Source organism: Oleiphilus messinensis (assembly GCF_002162375.1).
In the GTDB taxonomy this organism is placed as follows: Bacteria; Pseudomonadota; Gammaproteobacteria; order Pseudomonadales; family Oleiphilaceae; genus Oleiphilus; species Oleiphilus messinensis.
Genome location: NZ_CP021425.1, coordinates 397,519 through 415,634 on the forward strand (window position 1 = coordinate 397,519; position 18,116 = coordinate 415,634).

General features: G+C 50.1%; 16 protein-coding genes. 4 read left to right on the forward strand and 12 right to left on the reverse strand.

The features are described from left to right. Position 1: 1 nt before the first annotated feature. The 6 genes from OLMES_RS01745 to moaB are packed head-to-tail and all read right to left on the reverse strand — an operon-like array spanning position 2 to position 5,506. The gene (locus OLMES_RS01745) at positions 2–2,209 is read right to left on the reverse strand and encodes an ATP-binding protein (RefSeq protein WP_087459663.1); all 2,208 of its coding nucleotides are present in this window, start codon (positions 2,207–2,209) and stop codon (positions 2–4) included. Positions 2,210–2,230: 21 nt separating this feature from the next. Next, positions 2,231–2,932 carry a proteobacterial dedicated sortase system response regulator gene (gene pdsR / locus OLMES_RS01750; RefSeq protein ID WP_087459664.1) on the reverse strand — a complete coding sequence of 234 codons (702 nt, stop codon included), beginning with the start codon at positions 2,930–2,932 and terminating at the stop codon, positions 2,231–2,233. 50 nt (positions 2,933–2,982) lie between these two features. After that, on the reverse strand, positions 2,983–3,453 hold the full coding sequence (locus OLMES_RS01755; protein ID WP_198343182.1) for a molybdenum cofactor biosynthesis protein MoaE: 471 nt from the start codon (positions 3,451–3,453) through the stop codon (positions 2,983–2,985). Between the two features lies 1 nt (position 3,454). Beyond that, positions 3,455–3,700, reverse strand: coding sequence for a molybdopterin converting factor subunit 1 (moaD, locus tag OLMES_RS01760; RefSeq protein ID WP_087464291.1), 246 nt, complete (start codon positions 3,698–3,700; stop codon positions 3,455–3,457). A gap of 7 nt (positions 3,701–3,707) precedes the next feature. After that, positions 3,708–4,937, reverse strand: coding sequence for a molybdopterin molybdotransferase MoeA (locus tag OLMES_RS01765; RefSeq protein ID WP_087459665.1), 1,230 nt, complete (start codon positions 4,935–4,937; stop codon positions 3,708–3,710). Between the two features lie 8 nt (positions 4,938–4,945). Beyond that, complete coding sequence (gene moaB / locus OLMES_RS01770) at positions 4,946–5,506, reverse strand: molybdenum cofactor biosynthesis protein B (RefSeq protein WP_087459666.1); 561 nt, start codon at positions 5,504–5,506, stop codon at positions 4,946–4,948. A gap of 738 nt (positions 5,507–6,244) precedes the next feature. Between moaB and rho the strand changes: the two genes are divergently transcribed. The 3 genes from rho (at position 6,245) to OLMES_RS01785 (ending at position 10,087) form a co-directional block, all read left to right on the forward strand. Next, entirely contained in the window at positions 6,245–7,507 is a 1,263-nt protein-coding gene (rho, locus tag OLMES_RS01775) for a transcription termination factor Rho (protein ID WP_087459667.1), read from the forward strand. Between the two features lie 90 nt (positions 7,508–7,597). Then, the gene (gene ubiD, locus OLMES_RS01780; protein WP_087459668.1) at positions 7,598–9,079 is read left to right on the forward strand and encodes a 4-hydroxy-3-polyprenylbenzoate decarboxylase; all 1,482 of its coding nucleotides are present in this window, start codon (positions 7,598–7,600) and stop codon (positions 9,077–9,079) included. 18 nt (positions 9,080–9,097) lie between these two features. Further along, positions 9,098–10,087 carry a 2Fe-2S iron-sulfur cluster-binding protein gene (locus tag OLMES_RS01785; RefSeq protein WP_087459669.1) on the forward strand — a complete coding sequence of 330 codons (990 nt, stop codon included), beginning with the start codon at positions 9,098–9,100 and terminating at the stop codon, positions 10,085–10,087. An 89-nt stretch (positions 10,088–10,176) separates the two neighbouring features. On the opposite strand, the gene OLMES_RS01790 is transcribed toward OLMES_RS01785, so the two are convergent. From OLMES_RS01790 to OLMES_RS01815, 6 genes are all read right to left on the reverse strand, one after another. Then, positions 10,177–11,421, reverse strand: a complete 1,245-nt coding sequence (locus OLMES_RS01790) for a heme biosynthesis HemY N-terminal domain-containing protein (protein WP_087459670.1) — start codon at positions 11,419–11,421, stop codon at positions 10,177–10,179. Further along, positions 11,418–12,503: a uroporphyrinogen-III C-methyltransferase gene (locus OLMES_RS01795; RefSeq protein WP_157678101.1), complete on the reverse strand. Its 1,086-nt coding sequence runs from the start codon at positions 12,501–12,503 to the stop codon at positions 11,418–11,420. The genes OLMES_RS01790 and OLMES_RS01795 overlap by 4 nt, the downstream gene beginning before the upstream one ends. Positions 12,504–12,619: 116 nt before the next feature. Then, complete coding sequence (locus OLMES_RS01800) at positions 12,620–13,429, reverse strand: uroporphyrinogen-III synthase (RefSeq protein ID WP_087459672.1); 810 nt, start codon at positions 13,427–13,429, stop codon at positions 12,620–12,622. A gap of 44 nt (positions 13,430–13,473) precedes the next feature. Continuing rightward, entirely contained in the window at positions 13,474–14,406 is a 933-nt protein-coding gene (gene hemC, locus OLMES_RS01805; protein WP_087459673.1) for a hydroxymethylbilane synthase, read from the reverse strand. A 93-nt stretch (positions 14,407–14,499) separates the two neighbouring features. Further along, positions 14,500–15,237: a LytR/AlgR family response regulator transcription factor gene (locus tag OLMES_RS01810; RefSeq protein ID WP_087459674.1), complete on the reverse strand. Its 738-nt coding sequence runs from the start codon at positions 15,235–15,237 to the stop codon at positions 14,500–14,502. Positions 15,238–15,250: 13 nt separating this feature from the next. Continuing rightward, positions 15,251–16,393, reverse strand: a complete 1,143-nt coding sequence (locus tag OLMES_RS01815; RefSeq protein WP_087459675.1) for a sensor histidine kinase — start codon at positions 16,391–16,393, stop codon at positions 15,251–15,253. A 274-nt stretch (positions 16,394–16,667) separates the two neighbouring features. Between OLMES_RS01815 and argH the strand changes: the two genes are divergently transcribed. Then, positions 16,668–18,098 (forward strand): argininosuccinate lyase, encoded by a 1,431-nt coding sequence (gene argH / locus OLMES_RS01820; RefSeq protein ID WP_087459676.1) that lies wholly within the window; start codon positions 16,668–16,670, stop codon positions 18,096–18,098. Positions 18,099–18,116 lie beyond the last annotated feature (18 nt).

Below are 18,116 nucleotides of genomic sequence, written 5' to 3' on the forward strand. Positions count from 1 at the left end.
GTTATGGTGTGGGGCCTGCAGGCAGAATGAGTGTAAATCTCACACCGGTATTACCGGTGAGATTTTGTGCTTCGATTCTGCCGCGATGAAAGTCCGTGATTAATTTCACGATAACCAGCCCCAAACCCATATGACTGTCGTTTCGATGTTGTTGTTCATTGGAACGTATACTGATGAAAGGCTGAAAGATTTGTTGCTGCATACGCTCAGGTAGCGCGGGCCCTTCATTTTCCACTTCGAGTATGATGGTTTGGTGCTTTTGAAAAAGTCTCAATCGAATACTTTTCCCTTCTGGGGTGAAGTCCTTTGCGTTGTCCAGTAATTTGTCCAGTAGTTGGGCAATAAGATCTGGATTGCCCTGCACTGGATAAGTTAATTCAGCTGCCTCGAACATAACTTTAAGCTTCGGGGCTGCCAGCTGGAATGCGGCGCTGTACTCTGCGACCACTGGATACAGGTCAAACTCCACGTTGTCGGCAGTCTGGATCAGCTTTTCCAGGCGTGTTGCCGCACGCATGGAATCAATGATGCCTGATATGCGCTTGACCCCTGATTGACCGCGTTCAATATATTCGTTTAATTCCGTGGGTATATTGTTGTGGAGGCTTGCGTTGTCCAGTGAGGAGCGAATAATTGCCACCGGTGTTTTGATTTCATGGCTCAGCTTTTGAGCAAAGCTTTGAAGGTAAGCCGTATACGCCATGTTTGCGTCTAACAGCGCTGCAAAGCGACGTCTCAAGTCACTGATTTCATCCTGCCCTGTCCCGGGGATCAAGCTGTTTTGTGGCACACCGTCTGTACTGAAGCAGGCATCGATTTGTTTACTGAGTTTTTGTATCCGCCAGGATAATAGAGAAGCAAAGCCGAGCAGCATAATCATGATGATAAAGATTGAGGCGGCCGCGATTGCGACCATGTCGAAAATCGTTTCATTTGATATGGATGCGATAGCGTCAGTATTCTGATCGAGTCTGAGCGCCCCAACGATTTTTTGATTCTGAAACAGGGGAACCACGCTGCTGATTAATGCGTAATTTCTGCTACCTTGAGCTTGCCAGGTTATGGTTGGGGAGCCTTTTAGCGCCTGTTGCGCAAGGTCGGACTGGTCTCGATCCGCGCTTGGCTGTTGCTGTGACCGAGGTGGTTTTTCAAAAAGAGTCCAACGTATCAGGGTACCCACTATATCCTTGAAGAAACTCGATGATGCCGTAATGATCGGAAAACTGTGCTGAGATTCCAGTTCGCCGGACTTGCCAATAATCCAGCCCTGCTGGTCGATGACTGTCATTTTTATGCCGGCCGTCGAAAATTCAGCAAGATAACGGTTAATCTCCGGGTCAGAGAAGCGCAACGTGGGCACATCCCGGTCGGCCTGTGGTTTGAGTGGCGTGGGTAGCAGGTCTGGTTCCATTGTCCGGGGGTCATCGTAATAGCCGTTAAATTCCGGACTTGAACTGTGCGGGTTGCTAAAGGTGGGGGCTACTGATGCTGGCAAGGGGAGGATGTTGCCGAGTGATCGTGGTGGTATAAAGGGGTCGGGGGGCGCGTTTTCCGGGTTGATTACGGTGAAGCCAAAACCTCCCTTTGCATCGGCAAAGGGGATGCTTATTTCAACGGTATATCCGGTTTCCGAGTATTGCCAGTACGCATCTACTTCCACTGGAATATCCTGACCCTGGGTAGTTGAATTGATTAGGCCCGGTGATGTCGCGAATAGTGTACCCCGGCGATGAACACCATTGTGGTCACGATATTCAAACTGAATGTTATCTGTCGTGCTGTTGTGCTGTCCCGGGTTTGGATTGTGGCGATGGATATCCGGATCAGTAACATTGATATAGGCGTACAGCCGATCCTGGTAAAAACCGAGTAAGTAACTCACCTGGAAGGTGTCATTAGTCGGCAGGAAATCCGATTTAATCTCCCGGGTATCGACCCCTAATGCCAGCCAGTCGTCGAAATATCCATCAAGAAAAACAGGTTGTGGTAACGCAAAGGCGTAAACGGACGCCCCATCTTTCCCCTGTGCGGTGCCGTCGAAGATGGTCGTTTGTGCCAGAAATCGGGCAGTAATCGTGGCATTGTGTTGCAGCATTGACTGTTGCTTGAAGCGTAACTCTGCTTCAAGTTGGTGGATGAACTGATACGCTGACCAGGGTAATATCAAGGTGACCAAGCTGATCAGAATCAGTTGATATTTCAGGCGCATGGGGCTGTCGCAACTCCTGGTTCAGGATTCATTGGCATCCCAGCGATAGCCCATACCGTAGGCAGTTTGAATGGCCGAAAAAGCGGGATCGACTTGTATGAATTTTCGCCTCAAACGTTTTATATGGGACGTGATTGTGCTGTCGTCGAGCACTGTGTTTGCCGCATCCATCAATTGTGTCCGGTTCTTGACATGTCCCGGGTATTTCGCCAGTGCATGTACAATCCAGAATTCGGTAACGGTAAGTTCAATTGGCGCATCATTCCAGTAAACTGCGATTTTATCGACGTTTATTTTCAAGCGGCCCCGTTGCAGCACACTGTCTGTCTGCTCTTGAGGCTGGTGATAGGCCGCCGTGCGGCGGAAGAGTGCCACCACGCGCGCGAGTAAATGAGGCCAACTGATTTCTTTGGTGAGGTAGTCATCGGCACCCAGCCTGAGACCGGAGATCTGATCGAATTCGTTGTCCCGTGCGGTCAGGAAAATGATAGGCAGCGTGTCTGACAGGGTGCGTAACTGGCGGCATAAATCAAATCCACCCTCTATTTCATCCCCCAGACCCACATCGATTAATGCCAGATCCGGTAGCGCGCGCTCAAATGCTTCGAGTGCATCCGAGCGATTGCTATAGGTACTGACAACATAGCCCGATTTGGTGAAGGCGTCTGCGTAGTTTGCGCGTAAAGTGGGTTCGTCTTCGACGATGGCAATGTTTTTTTTCATGGTGCTACTGAGTCAGTGTGGGTCGGTTGTTCCTTTGTTTTTCCTTTCTATCAAGGGCCCTTGGGTGTTTTCCAGTCTTCTAGTTTAGTGACATCGGAGTCTTTTTGTTCAACCCAATGGCCACCTTTGTGATGTAATTCTTTTTTCCAGAACGGCGCGGAAATTTTCAGATAGTCCATAATAAATTCGCCAGCTGCGAAGGCGGCTTGACGGTGTGCACTTGAGACGATGGTCAGGACAATCTGGTCGGCTAGTTTCAGTGCACCCACACGGTGGATAATCAAGACGGAGTCCAAGGGCCATTTGTTGCACGCCTGACTCGCAATTTCATGGAGTGCCTTTTCTGTCATACCGGGGTAGTGTTCTAACTCCAGACCGATTACGCCTTCGTTATCCCCAAAATCACGGACCAGGCCACTGAAGCAGCAAATTGCACCTACTTGTGTTTTGTCGGTACGGATTCTGTCGTATTCTTGCCCAAGACTGAAATCTTCCTGTTGAACTCGAATGTCGATGTTCATGTCAGCCTCCTGTTACCGGGGGAAAGAATGCGACCTCATCGTTTTCCGATACCGGGGTGTCTGCGTTGGCCATTTCCTGGTTGACCGCCATCATCACTTTGCCTTGCAATGCTTCAGGCCAGGGGCTGGGGCGACTTTTAAGCTTTTCGAGCACGTCGGCTACCGTTGCAATACCGTCTAATTCGTCCCAGGTTTCTTCTCCGGTCGCCAAGCGTTCCCGTAGACTGGCAAAAAATAAAATCTTCATAGTCATCTCACAAAACACTGAAAGGAATAAACTCAACCAGGTCGCCACATTGGGGTGCAGTATTCTCCCGGATAATCGCAAATCCATCTCCCCAGCATGCAGAACTCAGTACGCCGGAACTTTGATTCGGGTACGCCTCCAAGCAGGGGCCGGTAGCGGGATCTTGAGTGAATTTGACCCTGAGATATTCTCGTCGAATTCCCGGCTTTTTAATATTAAACCCGAGCGGTACCGGAAAGCTTTGGGGAGTGTAACTTAAAGCACCACAGGATTTGAGAATGAAAGGTCGGGCGAATACATTGAATGTGACAAATACCGCCCCGGGGTTACCCGGCAGGCCAATAATCGGAGTTTCACGGATCGCGCCGAACGCCAAGGGCTTACCGGGTTTGATCGCAATTTTCCAGAGGTTTAGTTGGCCGAGTTGATCGATACTGTTTTTGATGTGATCTTCTTCTCCGACTGAGACGCCACCACTGGTGATGATCAAGTCACACTTGGCTGCAGCTTTGTCCAGTGCACTCAAGGTAGCGTCAGCCGTGTCCGGTATGATGCCGTAGTCTTGGATATTACAGGGCAGTTGCGCAAGCAATCCATGCAGCATATATCGGTTTGAATTATAGATCTGACCGCTTTGTAACGGGGTTCCGGGTTCTGCCAGTTCGTCTCCGGTAGAGATGATACCCACGCGCAAAGGGCGAAAAAGGGGCAAGTCGGCAGTACCAATGGATGCCAGCAGGCCGAGTTCCTGCGGGCGTAAACGGGTGCCGGCAGGAAGAACGACTTGACCCTGCTGTATGTCTTGTCCTTTCGGCCTGATATTTTGCTCTGGGGTGATGGTATCCGGCAACTTGATTATTGTACCGTTTTGCTCCGTTGTGCCTTCTTGCGCCTGTACGTTTTCCTGCATGACAACTGCGTCAGCGCCTTCCGGGATAAATGCGCCGGTAAAAATCCGTGCGGCAGTACCAGGTTGGAGTGGCTTCGGTGTGTGCCCCGCGGGTATACGTTGCGAAACGGGGAGGCAGCGATCAGTCGAGATGAATCGTGTGTTGACCGCATAGCCGTCAACCGCACTGTTGTCCTGTGGCGGTACGCTGATAGACGAGTAAACCGGATCAGCGAGAATGCGGCCAATTGCTTCAGTTAACGGGCGTACTTCCCGCGCCTCGAGAGGCTGAGTATGCTCCAGAAGATAGTGCAGAGCGTCATCCACGGAGGTTAGTTGATCGTGCATTGTGCAACTCATTTTCGCGTCTCGCAAAACGGTTTGATCGAGGAGATGTCCTTGTGTTGTTTCTTGAGCAGTACGCCGACATAGTTGCAAGGCTTGTGGCGACTATCGAGTTGTTCTTTGATAATGTTACTCCAGGCCGTCCGGCACGCCCCCGTGGAACCGGGCATACAAAAAATGACCGTATTGTTTGCTAATCCGGCGAGCGCGCGGGATTGAATGGTGGAGGAGCCAATTTCTGTGAACGATATCTGACGGAAGAGTTCACCAAATCCTTTAATTTCTTTATCAAATAGTGGTGCTACAGCTTCGGGCGTGCTGTCTCGTTCAGTGAACCCTGTGCCACCAGTAATGAGTATGCAATGGATTGTCGGGTCAGCAATCCATTGTGATATCGCTGCGCGCATTAGATAGACATCATCAGGAATCAAATTCCGGTCCTGGAGTGTATGACCGGTTTCCAGTAGTGCATCAACGAGATATTGGCCGGATGTATCCGTCTCATAAGTTCGGGTGTCACTAACTGTCAAAACCGCGATTTGAAGTGGGACAAATTCGGATGCTGCGCTCATATATTCCTCTGTTCCTGGTGCGAAAGAGTGTATTGGAGTAACGGATAGGCTCAGGCCACCTAATAATATCTGGATGAATCTGAGTCGACCGGGCACCCTTTCAGGTTGGATGTTGACCAAATCTGGGATAATATCGTCCAGTGTAACTCATGTCAGCATGATATCCGGTTTTCGATTCTGCTTGAGAATAATGAGAAAACTTGACGAAATCCTGCCTTCATACTATCACTTTGCTACTTGGATAAACATTTATTCAAGTCAATTGGCGGTGTCGGGTTCTGTGCCTGATTCATCCGGTTGGTGTGAACCTGTGGTAAATCCGACAGGCTGTGCGCATTTCTGGAATAGTAAAGGGTTGGGACAGAGGATATTCGAACCAGATTGGTCGCTGTGCTGGCTCATGAACGCCAGGCCCGCGTGCGAATAAGCATGATGGGGTTCGAATACGTCGTAAAGGCTGGAAAACGCACATACTCGAAGATTTTCAGATGAAAAGAATTCAGGTGGTTGGGAAAACCGCGGATAACATTAGCTATTTTTCATTTTAGTGTTATACTGTGGCCGAACTTTGCGATTTCATGAACAGCACTACAATGTGAATCCCCTTCACATGCCGTCGTTCAACTGGCTGTAGTTCAACTGTTAGTATCTCAATCGTTAGAAGTCCGACTTTGAATCTTTCCTGCATCTGTAAACTATTACCTTTAATCCCTTCTTAATCAGTATTTTAGAAAATCTATGAATCTTACCGAACTCAAAAAAAAATCTGTTCCTGAACTTCTGGACATTGCAAATGAAATGGGAATGGACAATCTCGCCCGCTCCCGCAAACAGGATGTAATTTTCAGTATCCTCAAGCGCCATGCGAAGAGTGGTGAGGACATATATGGCGATGGGGTTCTGGAGATATTGCAGGATGGCTTCGGGTTTCTGCGCTCTGCAGACAGTTCTTACCTGGCAGGACCGGATGATATCTACGTATCGCCCAGTCAAATCCGGCGTTTCAATTTGCGTACAGGGGACACCATCTCCGGTAAAATTCGTCCACCTAAAGATGGTGAGCGTTATTTCGCCCTGCTAAAAGTTAACGAGATCAATTTCGATAAACCGGAAAGCTCCCGTAACAAGATTTTGTTCGAAAACCTGACGCCTCTGTTTCCTCAGGAGCGCTTGAGACTGGAAGCTGGAAACGGTTCCACGGAAGATCTTTCCGCCCGAGTGCTTGATTTGTGTGCCCCCATTGGTAAGGGACAGAGGGGATTAATCGTATCCCCACCAAAAGCCGGTAAGACATTGATGTTGCAAAATATTGCGCAGTCTTTGGTGCGTAATAATCCTGAATGTCACCTGATGGTACTGCTGATCGATGAGCGTCCGGAAGAAGTAACCGAAATGCAGCGTTCCGTGCGCGGTGAGGTGGTTGCCAGTACGTTTGATGAGCCACCAGCGCGCCATGTTCAGGTTGCCGAGATGGTTATCGAAAAAGCCAAGCGTCTGGTTGAACACAAGCAGGATGTTGTTATTCTGCTGGACTCCATTACCCGTCTTGCCCGTGCTTACAACACGATCATTCCTTCTTCCGGTAAGGTTTTGACCGGTGGTGTTGATGCCCATGCGTTAGAGCGGCCGAAGCGCTTCTTTGGTGCTGCACGTAACGTAGAGGAAGGTGGCAGTTTGACCATTTTGGCGACGGCGCTGATCGACACCGGATCCAAAATGGACGAGGTTATTTATGAGGAGTTCAAAGGTACCGGTAATATGGAGGTTCACCTGGATCGGAAAGTGGCCGAGAAACGGGTTTATCCTGCGATAAATATTCGCCGCTCCGGTACCCGCCGCGAAGAAATGTTGATGTCTGAAGATGAGATGCAGCGCGTTTGGATTTTGCGTAAGATCCTGCACTCAATGGAAGACGATGTTGCTGCAATCGAATTCCTTTTGGACAAGTTGAAAGACACGAAAACCAATGATGAGTTCTTCGAGTCTATGAAAAAGCGTTAATTCGCATATCGTTCGCATATTGTATGAGCAGAAAAAGCCGGAGGTTTTCACTTCCGGCTTTTTTTTGAGGCCAAGACAGGAAAAAGGGTTATGCACTACCAGGATCTGCGGGATTTTATTAAGCAGTTGGAAAAGCAGGGGCAATTAAAGCGTGTTACCCAGGAAGTCGATCCCTATCTGGAGATGACTGAAATTTGTGATCGTACTTTGCGTGCCGGTGGGCCTGCGATACTATTTGAAAATCCGAAGGGCAAGTCAATACCGGTACTGGCAAACCTGTTCGGTACGCCTGAGCGGGTGGCGATGGGCATGGGGCAATCTGATGTTCAGAGTTTACGAGAAATTGGTAAGCTGTTAGCTTTTCTTAAAGAGCCTGACCCCCCCAAAGGACTCAAGGACGCCTGGAGTAAATTGCCAATATTCAAGCAAGTATTGAATATGGCACCGAAAGAAGTTCGTAATGCGCCCTGCCAGCAGGTGGTTTACGAAAAAGATGCGGTAAATTTATATGACTTACCGATTCAGACCTGTTGGCCCGGTGATGCAGGGCCTCTAGTCACCTGGCCATTGGTGGTGACCCGAGGACCGGAGAAAGAACGCCAGAATCTCGGGATTTACCGGCAACAGCTAATCGGACGCAATCGTTTGATCATGCGTTGGCTCTCCCATCGGGGCGGTGCGCTGGATTATCGTGAATGGTGTGCCGCACACCCGGGTGAACCTTTTCCCGTTGCAGTCGCTTTAGGTGCCGATCCAGCAACGATTCTGGGTGCGGTGACGCCGGTACCGGATGCGCTTTCAGAGTATGCCTTTGCGGGGTTGCTCAGGGGTAATAAAACTGAAGTTGTGCGTTGTCAGTCATTGGATTTGCAGGTGCCTGCCAGTGCGGAAATCATTCTGGAAGGCTTCATCTATCCTGACGACATGGCTCCGGAAGGGCCTTTTGGTGACCATACTGGCTACTATAACGAAGTTGATCAGTTTCCGGTGTTTACGGTTGAACGAATGACTTGTCGCCGTGATCCGATCTATCACAGCACTTACACCGGGCGCCCACCTGATGAACCGGCGATACTGGGGGTGGCGTTGAATGAGGTATTTGTGCCGATTTTGCAAAAGCAGTTTCCTGAAGTGGTTGATTTTTATCTTCCCCCTGAGGGCTGTTCATACCGGCTGGCTGTAGTGACCATGAAAAAACAATATCCCGGTCATGCCAAACGTGTCATGATGGGTGTCTGGTCGTTTCTGCGTCAATTTATGTATACCAAATTCGTTATCGTGACAGATGATGATGTCAATGCCCGGGATTGGAATGATGTGATCTGGGCCATGACAACCCGAATGGACCCCGCCCGTGACACCGTGATGGTTGAAAACACCCCCATAGATTACCTTGATTTTGCGTCTCCGGTTTCCGGGTTAGGTTCAAAAATTGGTTTCGACGCAACACACAAGTGGACAGGCGAAACAACACGGGAATGGGGCAGAGTGATTGCGATGGATGACGCTGTTAAAGAGAAGGTGGATCGTTTATGGGCAGAACTGGATATATTATCGGAAGCGAAGTCATAGGCTGCTCGTCCCGTTACTATGGAATATAAAATCGAAATTCGGTTCGTGGGCCATTTTTATGCACGGGAAGCGGAATCGCTATCCGAAGCGGCAGAACGTCAGGGCTTCCGGGTTCCCGTGAGTTGCCGGAATGGTGTTTGCTGGTTGTGCGATGCGCAACTGTCTGAGGGGCTGGTGATCGATCCAAGCCAATCAGCTGAATATATCAAGCAAGGTACTATTCGGATGTGCAAAGCGGTGGCGAAGTCGGATTGTGTTATTGAAGCGGAGACCATACGTGCTCCAGGAGATTATGTTGTGAATGATTATGCTTGTCAGGTGGTGAGTGTCGAACTGATGGGATTGGATGTCTATCGGGTATTACTACGAATCCCGGCGGGTAAAAAGCTGGCGTTTTCGCCCGGACAATATCTGGCCTTGCAACAGGAGAAGGGAGAAGAGGCTTATTTCTCAATTGCCAGTCTTCCCGGTCAGCGTGAGATAGAGTTGCATATTCAAGTGCCTGAGGGGCGTGAATCTGCATCATCTCTACTCGCGTCCTTAAAGCAGGAACCCGTTGTGCGTGTTCGCTTACCATTCGGTAAGGCGTGTCTCAATGCTTTGCCGGAAGGGCCTGTACTCTTGATCGCAGCGGGTACTGGATTTGCGCAAATAAAATCGATTGCAGAAGCGTTATTTGATGCTTCGTTTTCTCATTCTGTCGATATTTATTGGGGTGGTCGTCAGGCTTCTGAATTGTATGCTCAGGAAATTCCGAAAAAGTGGGCGGAAGAGCACCCGAATGTGCGCTATTTTCCGGTACACAAAGATGTTGATGATAATGACTGGTCAGGCCATCATGATCAGCTTGTTGAGCAGATTTTGAAGAACCGTGACAATTTGGCATCCTGTCAGGTGTTTGCCAGTGGTTCGCCGGGAATGGTGTATACCGCGATGGATGGGTTGCTAGGGGAAGGGCTACCTGAGGGGCAGTTTTACTCCGATGTGCTGGAGTATGCCCCCCGTTGATAATGCCCCGTTGATAATGCCCCGTTGATAATGCCCCGTTGATAGGTTCGCTATTTTAACTGAATAACTCGTGCCATGCCGGCAGGCTTTTAAGCCTGTTTAGCCGGCATTGGCAATTCTGGCAGACCAGCCTGACCCAGAACGCCCTGCATGAAGTATTCGGTACTTTGCTCAAGTTGTCCCAAGTGGGCGCAAAGGCGGCTGAGTTCCGCATAGGTCTCCATCCGCTTCTTGAACTTCAGGCTTGCTTCAAAGTATTCCCGTGCCTTGTGCCAGCCCTCTGTGCGCAGGGCCAGGCGGCCCACGGTCAGCAGCAGTTCCGCATTTCCCGGCCGGCTTTCAAGCCAGCGCTCAGCGGTTTCAAGTTGTTCTATCGGGCTGGAGAATCGAATCAGTCCATATTCCAGAACGAGTTGATCATTCCAGTTTTGTTTTAACGTCTTGCGCAGCAGCATTTCCGCGCGATCATCGTGCTTTATTGCTCTGAGGCTCGCGGAATAGGCCAGCAGGAGTGGCTCTGATTTGCGCAAATCGGAGGGGATTTTCTCCCAAACGGCTTCCAGTTGCGCCGGATTGTAGCTACTTCCCATTGTTTTCTGGATCGACTCGGTCGTCTCTTGCAGGACATTCGTCCAGCATTGTTGTTCTAGCTCGTCCAATTCAGATGCTACAAATATCTTTTTCTTGCGCAGCTCCGGTATCAATTGTGTGAGCTGTGGCCAGTCCTGAAGCTGGCTGTAGAGCGCTTTGAGCTGTCGCAGTATCTGTGGGTTCTGGGGCGCTAAACTGTGCAGGGTTTTAAGCTTCTCAACGGCGCTCTCTAACTGATTGTTATTAACCATGAGCTGTGCTTCTGTCAGACCTACCGCCAATTCAGATCCGGGAACCTCTCGCGCCTTCTGCAGCATTTCCTCAGCATCGTGCACCAGGCCCTGCTCGTTGGCGGCCTGGGCCGCAGCAAGATAGTTTACGATCGGGCTGTTGGCTTTGGATGCTGAGCCTTTCAAGTGTTTAAGCGCTTTCGGCCAATTGCCTTCGGTATATTCCAGCATGCCTTTGGTGACTTCACGGTTCGCGGCATCCTGGCTTTTACGATCAATCCATTGGCTGATACCTTGAAAGCCCCGCAGGGAGCGAAACAGAAGCGCAAATATCAGATAGATGGTGGCAAACAGGCCTATAATCAGACAAAGCGCGAACCAAAAGCTGCTTTCAAACATGTAGTGACCGAGTGATACACGCACATACCCGGCATCGTGAAGCATTAGTGTGCCCGCTAAAGTACCCAGTAACAGGGCACCTGCGAGAATAATCAGGCCGACGACTGTTTTCATTGTGCAGACTCCATTGGCTTGACCGTGGCAACCGGCTCGGGCATAGCGTGACGTCGGTACAATGAATCGATCCGCTGTTTAAGCAGCGCCAGTGATTCAGATATATCAGGCAATTCCGGGTTAATATTTTGTTTTTTGAGCTGTTGTAACTGATTCAGTAGGGCTTTGGTGGCTGCATTTTCCAACAGGAAATATTCCTGAATCCATTGCATGGCTTTGTCCAGGCTTTGCTCATAAAGCGCTTGATGTTTTTTAAGCAGCGCAAGTTGGGCTTGTTCCAGCATCAGGCGCAAATTCTGTTTTAAATAATAGGCCTGTTCCGGTGACAGCAGCGGTTCTACCGGACGGTCAAGGTTTTTGAAAACCATCACTTTGGCAAGCTTGCTCAGTATTTTGTCAGCCAATGAATCTGATTCCGGTTTTGGTGTCGTTTCCGGGCGAACCGGGTCGGAATCCTTGACCAGCAAGCGCTGTTCCAGGTGGTCAATTGACTGAACGATGGCTTCCAGTTTGAGATAAAGACCATCTTTGTCCGTGTTGGGTAATGTTTGTAACGACAGGATTTCTTTCGCCAATGCTTCACGCACGGGGTAGGTGCCAGCATCCTGGCTGTCTCGAAGTACGCTGTCTGCAGCGCTCAAGATGGCCTCTGCGCCCACTGCATCTTTTTCCAGTGCAAGGCGCTGATTTGCCAGTCTCAGCAGGTATTCCGCTTCAGCGAGTAACCACTCTGTTCGCGATGTTCCTCCCAAGCGAAGCAACTGGTTGGCATTTTCCTGAAGCTGCTTTTTGATTTCGACCAGTTCAGTATTCTGTTTCTCGGAACTGCTGTCCAGGCGGGAGCTTATTTGTGTGATCTGGCCGCGTATTTCCTGATCCGATGTTTGAGCTTTACGTGTGTTATCCTGAACCAGTTCGAATTGGCTGTTCAGTGTTTTCATTTTTTCCAGTTGCAGCCAACCGTAAACGGCCAATCCGGAAAGCGCTGCGATAACAAGCACCAGGAGTAACCAAAGTGGCCAGATGCGAGGCTGAGACGGTTTTGTAGTAGAGACGGGCGAGTTGGTCTGTTCTTCAGTCACGTAGATTCCTGTTTCTCTATTATTGGCGAGTCAACGTCAGACGGGCTCATTTGGTTCACATGTGCTCGTCGGTTAAATTGGCGTTCAGGTCCCGGATAGATTCCCTTGCCGGGGGTCTATTTTAAGTCGACCCGATTGCGAAATGCTACCTCAGAGGCATACCACTGCTGAATTTTAAGGCAAATTGCCTCAACATTCAGTGCTTCGGCAATGAGAACTTTCTGATGTCCCGATTGCGTGGCCAAGTTTCGGACCCGTTCACTGGGGACCATGAGTGTTGCATCGTTGAGGTTAAACGGGCTATTTTCGCTCAGTTTGGCCAGGTTGTGCAATGTTTCTCCACTGAACACAACAATCAATTGTGGCCGGAATGTGGAGAAGGCGGCATCCAGCTCACGATCACTCAGGGCTGGCATCACACGCTGATAGACTTCGATATAGTCAATCCTGGCCCCGCGCCGTTGCAATGTTTCTGCGAGTGTTTCCCGCCCGCCTCGACCTCGAACAATCAGGGCCCGTCGACCTTTCATATCTTGCAGCTCGGGGCGTTGCAACAGCGCTTCCGAATCATGACCGGTTGTTGCCTGTACCGGCTCAATATCCCACTTCCTCAGCGCTTGCGCGGTTTTTTCCCCGATGGCGAACCAAGTGATTCCGACCGGTAGTTGAGGCCAGTATTGGTCAATCCATTGCATGCCGGACCGAACTGCATTTTGGCTGATAAATATAACCGTATCATATTGATCCAGATCCATCACCGGGCCGATAATCGCACGGCTTTCCGGCATCTCGCTAACTTCGAGAGCAGGTAGTTCGTGAACCTGGGCGCCCTGGTTCTGCAGTGTGCTGCGCAGCGCCTGATTGTCCGATGTCTGGCGTGTGAGCAGCACCCGCAATCCGTCGAGCTGTTGTTCAAGTTGATTCATATGGGGCTTATGGGTAAGGAATCAGTTTACGTGTTCGGTAAGGCTCAATCCTGGCCATAAACTTCAGCGAGAATCTGGTCTGCCCCTTGGGCTAAGAGCGCTTCAGCGACTTCGATACCCAATTCACTGGCTTCATTCCGGTGTCGGATTGCCTCTGCACTTAAAATCTTGCTGCCGTCTACTGCACCAACCAGACCTCTGAGATGCAGTTGGTCTCCATGCAATTCAGCAAATCCTGCAATTGGAACCTGGCAGCCGCCGTTGAGCCGGGTGTTCATGGCCCGTTCAGCGGTGACCACGGTGTTGCTGTCATCGTGGTTGAGTGGTGCGAGCAGTGCGGTCAATTCGTGGTCGGCCAGGCGGCATTCAATGCCCAGTGCACCCTGGCCAACAGCGGGCAGGCTGACTGTGTCCGGGAGGGTACTGCGTATCCGGTCGTGGAAGCCCAGGCGCATCAAGCCGGAAGTGGCAAGAATAATCGCGTCAAATTGGCCGTCATCCAGTTTTTGCAATCGAGTATTAACGTTGCCCCGTAGCGATACCAGGTTCAAGTCGGGTCGTGCGGCCTTGATCTGGCATTGGCGGCGCAGACTCGAGGAGCCTACCGTTGCACCCTGAGGCAATTCATCCAGTGTTGCAAAATGGTTGCTGACAAAGGCATCCGTCGGATTTTCGCGCTCACAAATTGCAACCAGTCCCAAGCCTTCAGGAAACGCCATCGGGACATCCTTCATGGAGTGTACCGCGAGGTCTGCTTCGCCATTCAACATTGCGGTTTCAAGTTCCTTTACAAACAAGCCTTTGCCGCCCACTTTAGCCAGTGGCACATCCAAAATTTTATCGCCCTTGGTCTTGATACCCAGTAATTCAACGGTTAAACCAGAATGAAGGGCCTCCAAACGTGCTTTGATATGTTCAGCCTGCCACATCGCAAGTGCACTGTTTCGGGTGGCGATAGTGATTTTTCGTAAACTCATGTCGATCTCGTTGCCTGTCGATGGAGGGGAAAGTCTAGCGTTTTTAGATGCTTTTGTCCCGTGCAACGCATCTGAATGCAGATCTTCTTCGGGTTAACGTTGCTGCAGCCATTGTTTCAATTCCTGGGCATGTCTGCGGCTCACCGACAGCGGCGTGCTGACGCCGTTGAGCTTTAACTCGTAGTGGCCCTGCGCGTTACGGTTCAGTGCGTGAATGCGATTCTGATTGACCAGGGCGTTACGATGAACGCGCAAAAAATAGTTCGCGTAGGTTCTCTCCAGGTCTTTCAGCGTATCATCAATAATGGTTTCGCCGTCTTGATGGTATACCGTCACATATTTTTGGTCGGCCATGAAATAGTAAATGTGCGTGAGCTCGATCAACTCTGTGCCTTTGTAGGTTTTCGCAACCAGATACTGGGCATCTTCCGTTTGCTTGTTTTGCTCCAGGGCGTTGAGTTGGGTTTTGTTCAAGCGTGCGGACTTGTCCAGTGCGTTCTGCAGCGCTTCCTGACGGACGGGTTTCAGGATGTAGCCGACGGCATTAACCTGGAAGGCCGCGATTGCATAATCGTCATAAGCGGTACAGAACACGATTGCAGGAGGAGTATCCAGTTGATTGATTCTCTCGGCAATCTGAAGCCCGTCAACTTCGGGCATTCGAATATCAAGTAGCACAATATCCGGGTGGGTTTCGGCGATCTTCTGTAGTGCTTCTTCACCATTTTCAGCTTCACCAATGGCGGTGTAACGCTCCAGATTGCCCAGTAATCGCAGCAAGCGTTGTCGAGCCAGAGGTTCATCATCTACTACTAGTACGCGGGTGGTCATGAGTCGTTCTCCTTCAACTCAACGGGAATCTCAACGTTACAGTATAGGTTTCAGATTTGGTGCTGCTCTTTAATACGGCACTGGGGCCATAAATGCCCTGCAATCGGCTGCGGATATTATCCAGCGCGACCTGATTACCTTTGTGGGTTGGCTGATCATCGTTGCGGTGTGGTTGCTGTAGTTCATTCTTGTAAGGGTTGGAGATCATGACGTATACGGAATTGTTCTTCTGATAGGCCAGAACGTGAATTGTGCCACCGGATTTTATGGGTTGAATACCATGATAAATTGCATTTTCCACCAAGGGTTGCAAGGTAAGCGGTGGAATCTGAACCCGTTTTGGAAGTTCTCGGATATCCCACAGCACGTCAAGACGCGAGCCCAATCTGAGTTTCTCGATATTCAGGTAGCGACGGCACAGTGAGAGTTCATCACCGATTGGAATCAGAAGCTGGTCAGTTTTCAGGGTGGCGCGGAATAACTCAGACAGATCCAGTACCGCATTTTCAGCTTTGTCCGGGTCGATCGCAATCAGGCTGGCGATACTGTTCATACTATTAAATAAAAAGTGAGGGCGAATCCGTGACTGCAGCGCTTGCAGCTTGGCCCGGGTTTCCGCCTGTCTCTGGTTTTGCCATTGATACTGCAGGTAAAAATAGCGAAGAATAATGCCTGAAATAATAGCGCCGATGATCAGATTTCGAATCACAAACCAATGATTTACCCCCAGCCAGGATTCACTTGCGGAGATCGGCCTACCGGTCATTTCGGAGAGACTTAACCCCGCGAAGAAGTGGTCAACCATCAAACTGAAAATCAGTGTGATAACAAGTATGAGACTGAAGCAAAGCAAAGACGCGACTCTGACACTGAGTGTTGAGAGCCAGTTTCGGGCGATACACAGTACTGCTGCACAGCTTAAAACCAGGCATTGGCCAAACAGGGACACCAATCCCAGGAAATTCCAGTCTATGACATCTGTCCAGCTCCTGGGGCCTGTATTGGGTTGGACCAGCGTAAACACCAAGGCGACGAGCTCGGTTACAATCACCAGAAAAATCACAGAGTGCACTTTGCACAGGTCGGGCAGGAAAAAGTCGACCACATTGTCTCGGGGCCTTGGCTTGGACGTCAGCTGCGCGTGGGATTGAGCCATGGCGTTTTGCAATCCGGATAATTGAATTCGGTGTCGTAGTCAGAGAGTGGTAATTTCACCGTAATGGTGGTGTCCATGTTATACTGCTGCGCTTTTATATACGTGCTATGTTGTATCCGCTATGGTGCATCATTCTTTACGGTAGTGAGCATAACAGTAGTGAGCATAGCTGGATTTGCAAGTGATGGGGACGGATTTCGTGAAACAAGCCACTTTCTGTGTGCTGTGGGATAATCCTCCGTTTACGGTTCAATATTGATGTGGTGGGAAAAGCATGACAGCCGAATACGATTCTGATACGACTCAGGCTTCGACTTCAACGACAGATAAACCCTGGGGTGGACGCTTCAGTGAGCCGACTGATGCTTTTGTGGAGCGATTCACGGCTTCTGTGGATTTTGATAAACGTCTTTATTTTCATGATATTCAGGGATCCATGGCCCATGCGACCATGTTGGCGGAGGTCGGGGTTTTGACCGATGCGGAGAAAGAACAGATCATCGCTGGATTGACTGAAATCCGTGAAGAGATTGAAGCCGGTGCTTTTGCCTGGTCGGTCAAGCTGGAAGACGTGCACATGAATATTGAGGCTCGTTTGACCAGTAAAATCGGTATTACCGGTAAGAAACTGCATACCGGACGTTCCCGTAATGATCAGGTTGCGACGGATATTCGTCTTTATCTCCGGGATGAAATTGATGTTATCTGTGCCGAACTGAGCCGATTGCAGACCGGGCTGATTGCGTTGGCCGAACAGGAAGCGGACACCATTATGCCGGGTTTTACCCATTTGCAGACGGCACAACCGGTGACGTTCGGGCACCATCTGCTGGCCTGGAATGAAATGCTGGAGCGGGATTTTGGCCGCATTCAGGATTGTCGCAAGCGTGTGAATATCATGCCCCTTGGCGCGGCCGCGCTGGCTGGAACCACTTACCCGATCGATCGCACAATCACCGCAAAATTACTGAATTTTACTTGTCCCAGTGAAAACTCGCTGGACTCGGTTAGCGACCGCGATTTTGCCATCGAGTTTTCGGCGGCAGCCAGTTTGCTGATGACGCATCTGTCCCGATTCTCTGAAGAACTGATCCTCTGGACTTCTGCCCAGTTTAACTTCATCGATTTGCCGGATCGATTCTGCACCGGTTCATCCATCATGCCGCAGAAGAAAAATCCCGATGTGCCCGAACTTGTACGTGGAAAAACCGGCCGCGTGACGGGTCATTTAATTTCATTGCTGACCTTGATGAAGGCTCAACCGCTGGCCTATAACAAGGATAATCAGGAAGATAAAGAGCCACTGTTCGATGTTATCGATACCTTGAAAGGCTGCTTGAAAGCCTATGCCGATATGGTGCCTGCAATTGAGCCAAAGCGTGACAGTATGCGTGAAGCAGCCAAGCGAGGTTTCTCGACAGCAACTGATCTGGCGGATTATCTGGTGGTGAAGGGTATGCCTTTCCGGGATGCTCATGAAGTTGTCGGCAAAGCAGTGGGGTACGGTGTTCAGACCGGGAAAGATCTGTCTGATATGACGTTGCAGGAATTGCAGCAGTTCTCCGATATTATTGCTGATGATGTATTCGATGTGCTTACTTTGGAAGGCTCGGTGAACGCCCGTGACCATATTGGCGGAACCGCACCGGCACAGGTTCGCCAGGCAGCCCAGAGAGCACGAACCAAACTGACAGCGCGTACCTGATCTTTCGCTGCCAGTCTG

Coding starts and splice junctions, on each gene's coding strand:
- OLMES_RS01745 (WP_087459663.1), bottom strand. CDS start 2,209: ATGCGCCTGAAATATCAACTGATTCTGATCAGCTTGGTCACCTTGATA.
- pdsR (WP_087459664.1), bottom strand. CDS start 2,932: ATGAAAAAAAACATTGCCATCGTCGAAGACGAACCCACTTTACGCGCA.
- OLMES_RS01755 (WP_198343182.1), bottom strand. CDS start 3,453: ATGAACATCGACATTCGAGTTCAACAGGAAGATTTCAGTCTTGGGCAA.
- moaD (WP_087464291.1), bottom strand. CDS start 3,700: ATGAAGATTTTATTTTTTGCCAGTCTACGGGAACGCTTGGCGACCGGA.
- OLMES_RS01765 (WP_087459665.1), bottom strand. CDS start 4,937: ATGCACGATCAACTAACCTCCGTGGATGACGCTCTGCACTATCTTCTG.
- moaB (WP_087459666.1), bottom strand. CDS start 5,506: ATGAGCGCAGCATCCGAATTTGTCCCACTTCAAATCGCGGTTTTGACA.
- rho (WP_087459667.1), top strand. CDS start 6,245: ATGAATCTTACCGAACTCAAAAAAAAATCTGTTCCTGAACTTCTGGAC.
- ubiD (WP_087459668.1), top strand. CDS start 7,598: ATGCACTACCAGGATCTGCGGGATTTTATTAAGCAGTTGGAAAAGCAG.
- OLMES_RS01785 (WP_087459669.1), top strand. CDS start 9,098: ATGGAATATAAAATCGAAATTCGGTTCGTGGGCCATTTTTATGCACGG.
- OLMES_RS01790 (WP_087459670.1), bottom strand. CDS start 11,421: ATGAAAACAGTCGTCGGCCTGATTATTCTCGCAGGTGCCCTGTTACTG.
- OLMES_RS01800 (WP_087459672.1), bottom strand. CDS start 13,429: ATGAATCAACTTGAACAACAGCTCGACGGATTGCGGGTGCTGCTCACA.
- hemC (WP_087459673.1), bottom strand. CDS start 14,406: ATGAGTTTACGAAAAATCACTATCGCCACCCGAAACAGTGCACTTGCG.
- OLMES_RS01810 (WP_087459674.1), bottom strand. CDS start 15,237: ATGACCACCCGCGTACTAGTAGTAGATGATGAACCTCTGGCTCGACAA.
- OLMES_RS01815 (WP_087459675.1), bottom strand. CDS start 16,393: ATGGCTCAATCCCACGCGCAGCTGACGTCCAAGCCAAGGCCCCGAGAC.
- argH (WP_087459676.1), top strand. CDS start 16,668: ATGACAGCCGAATACGATTCTGATACGACTCAGGCTTCGACTTCAACG.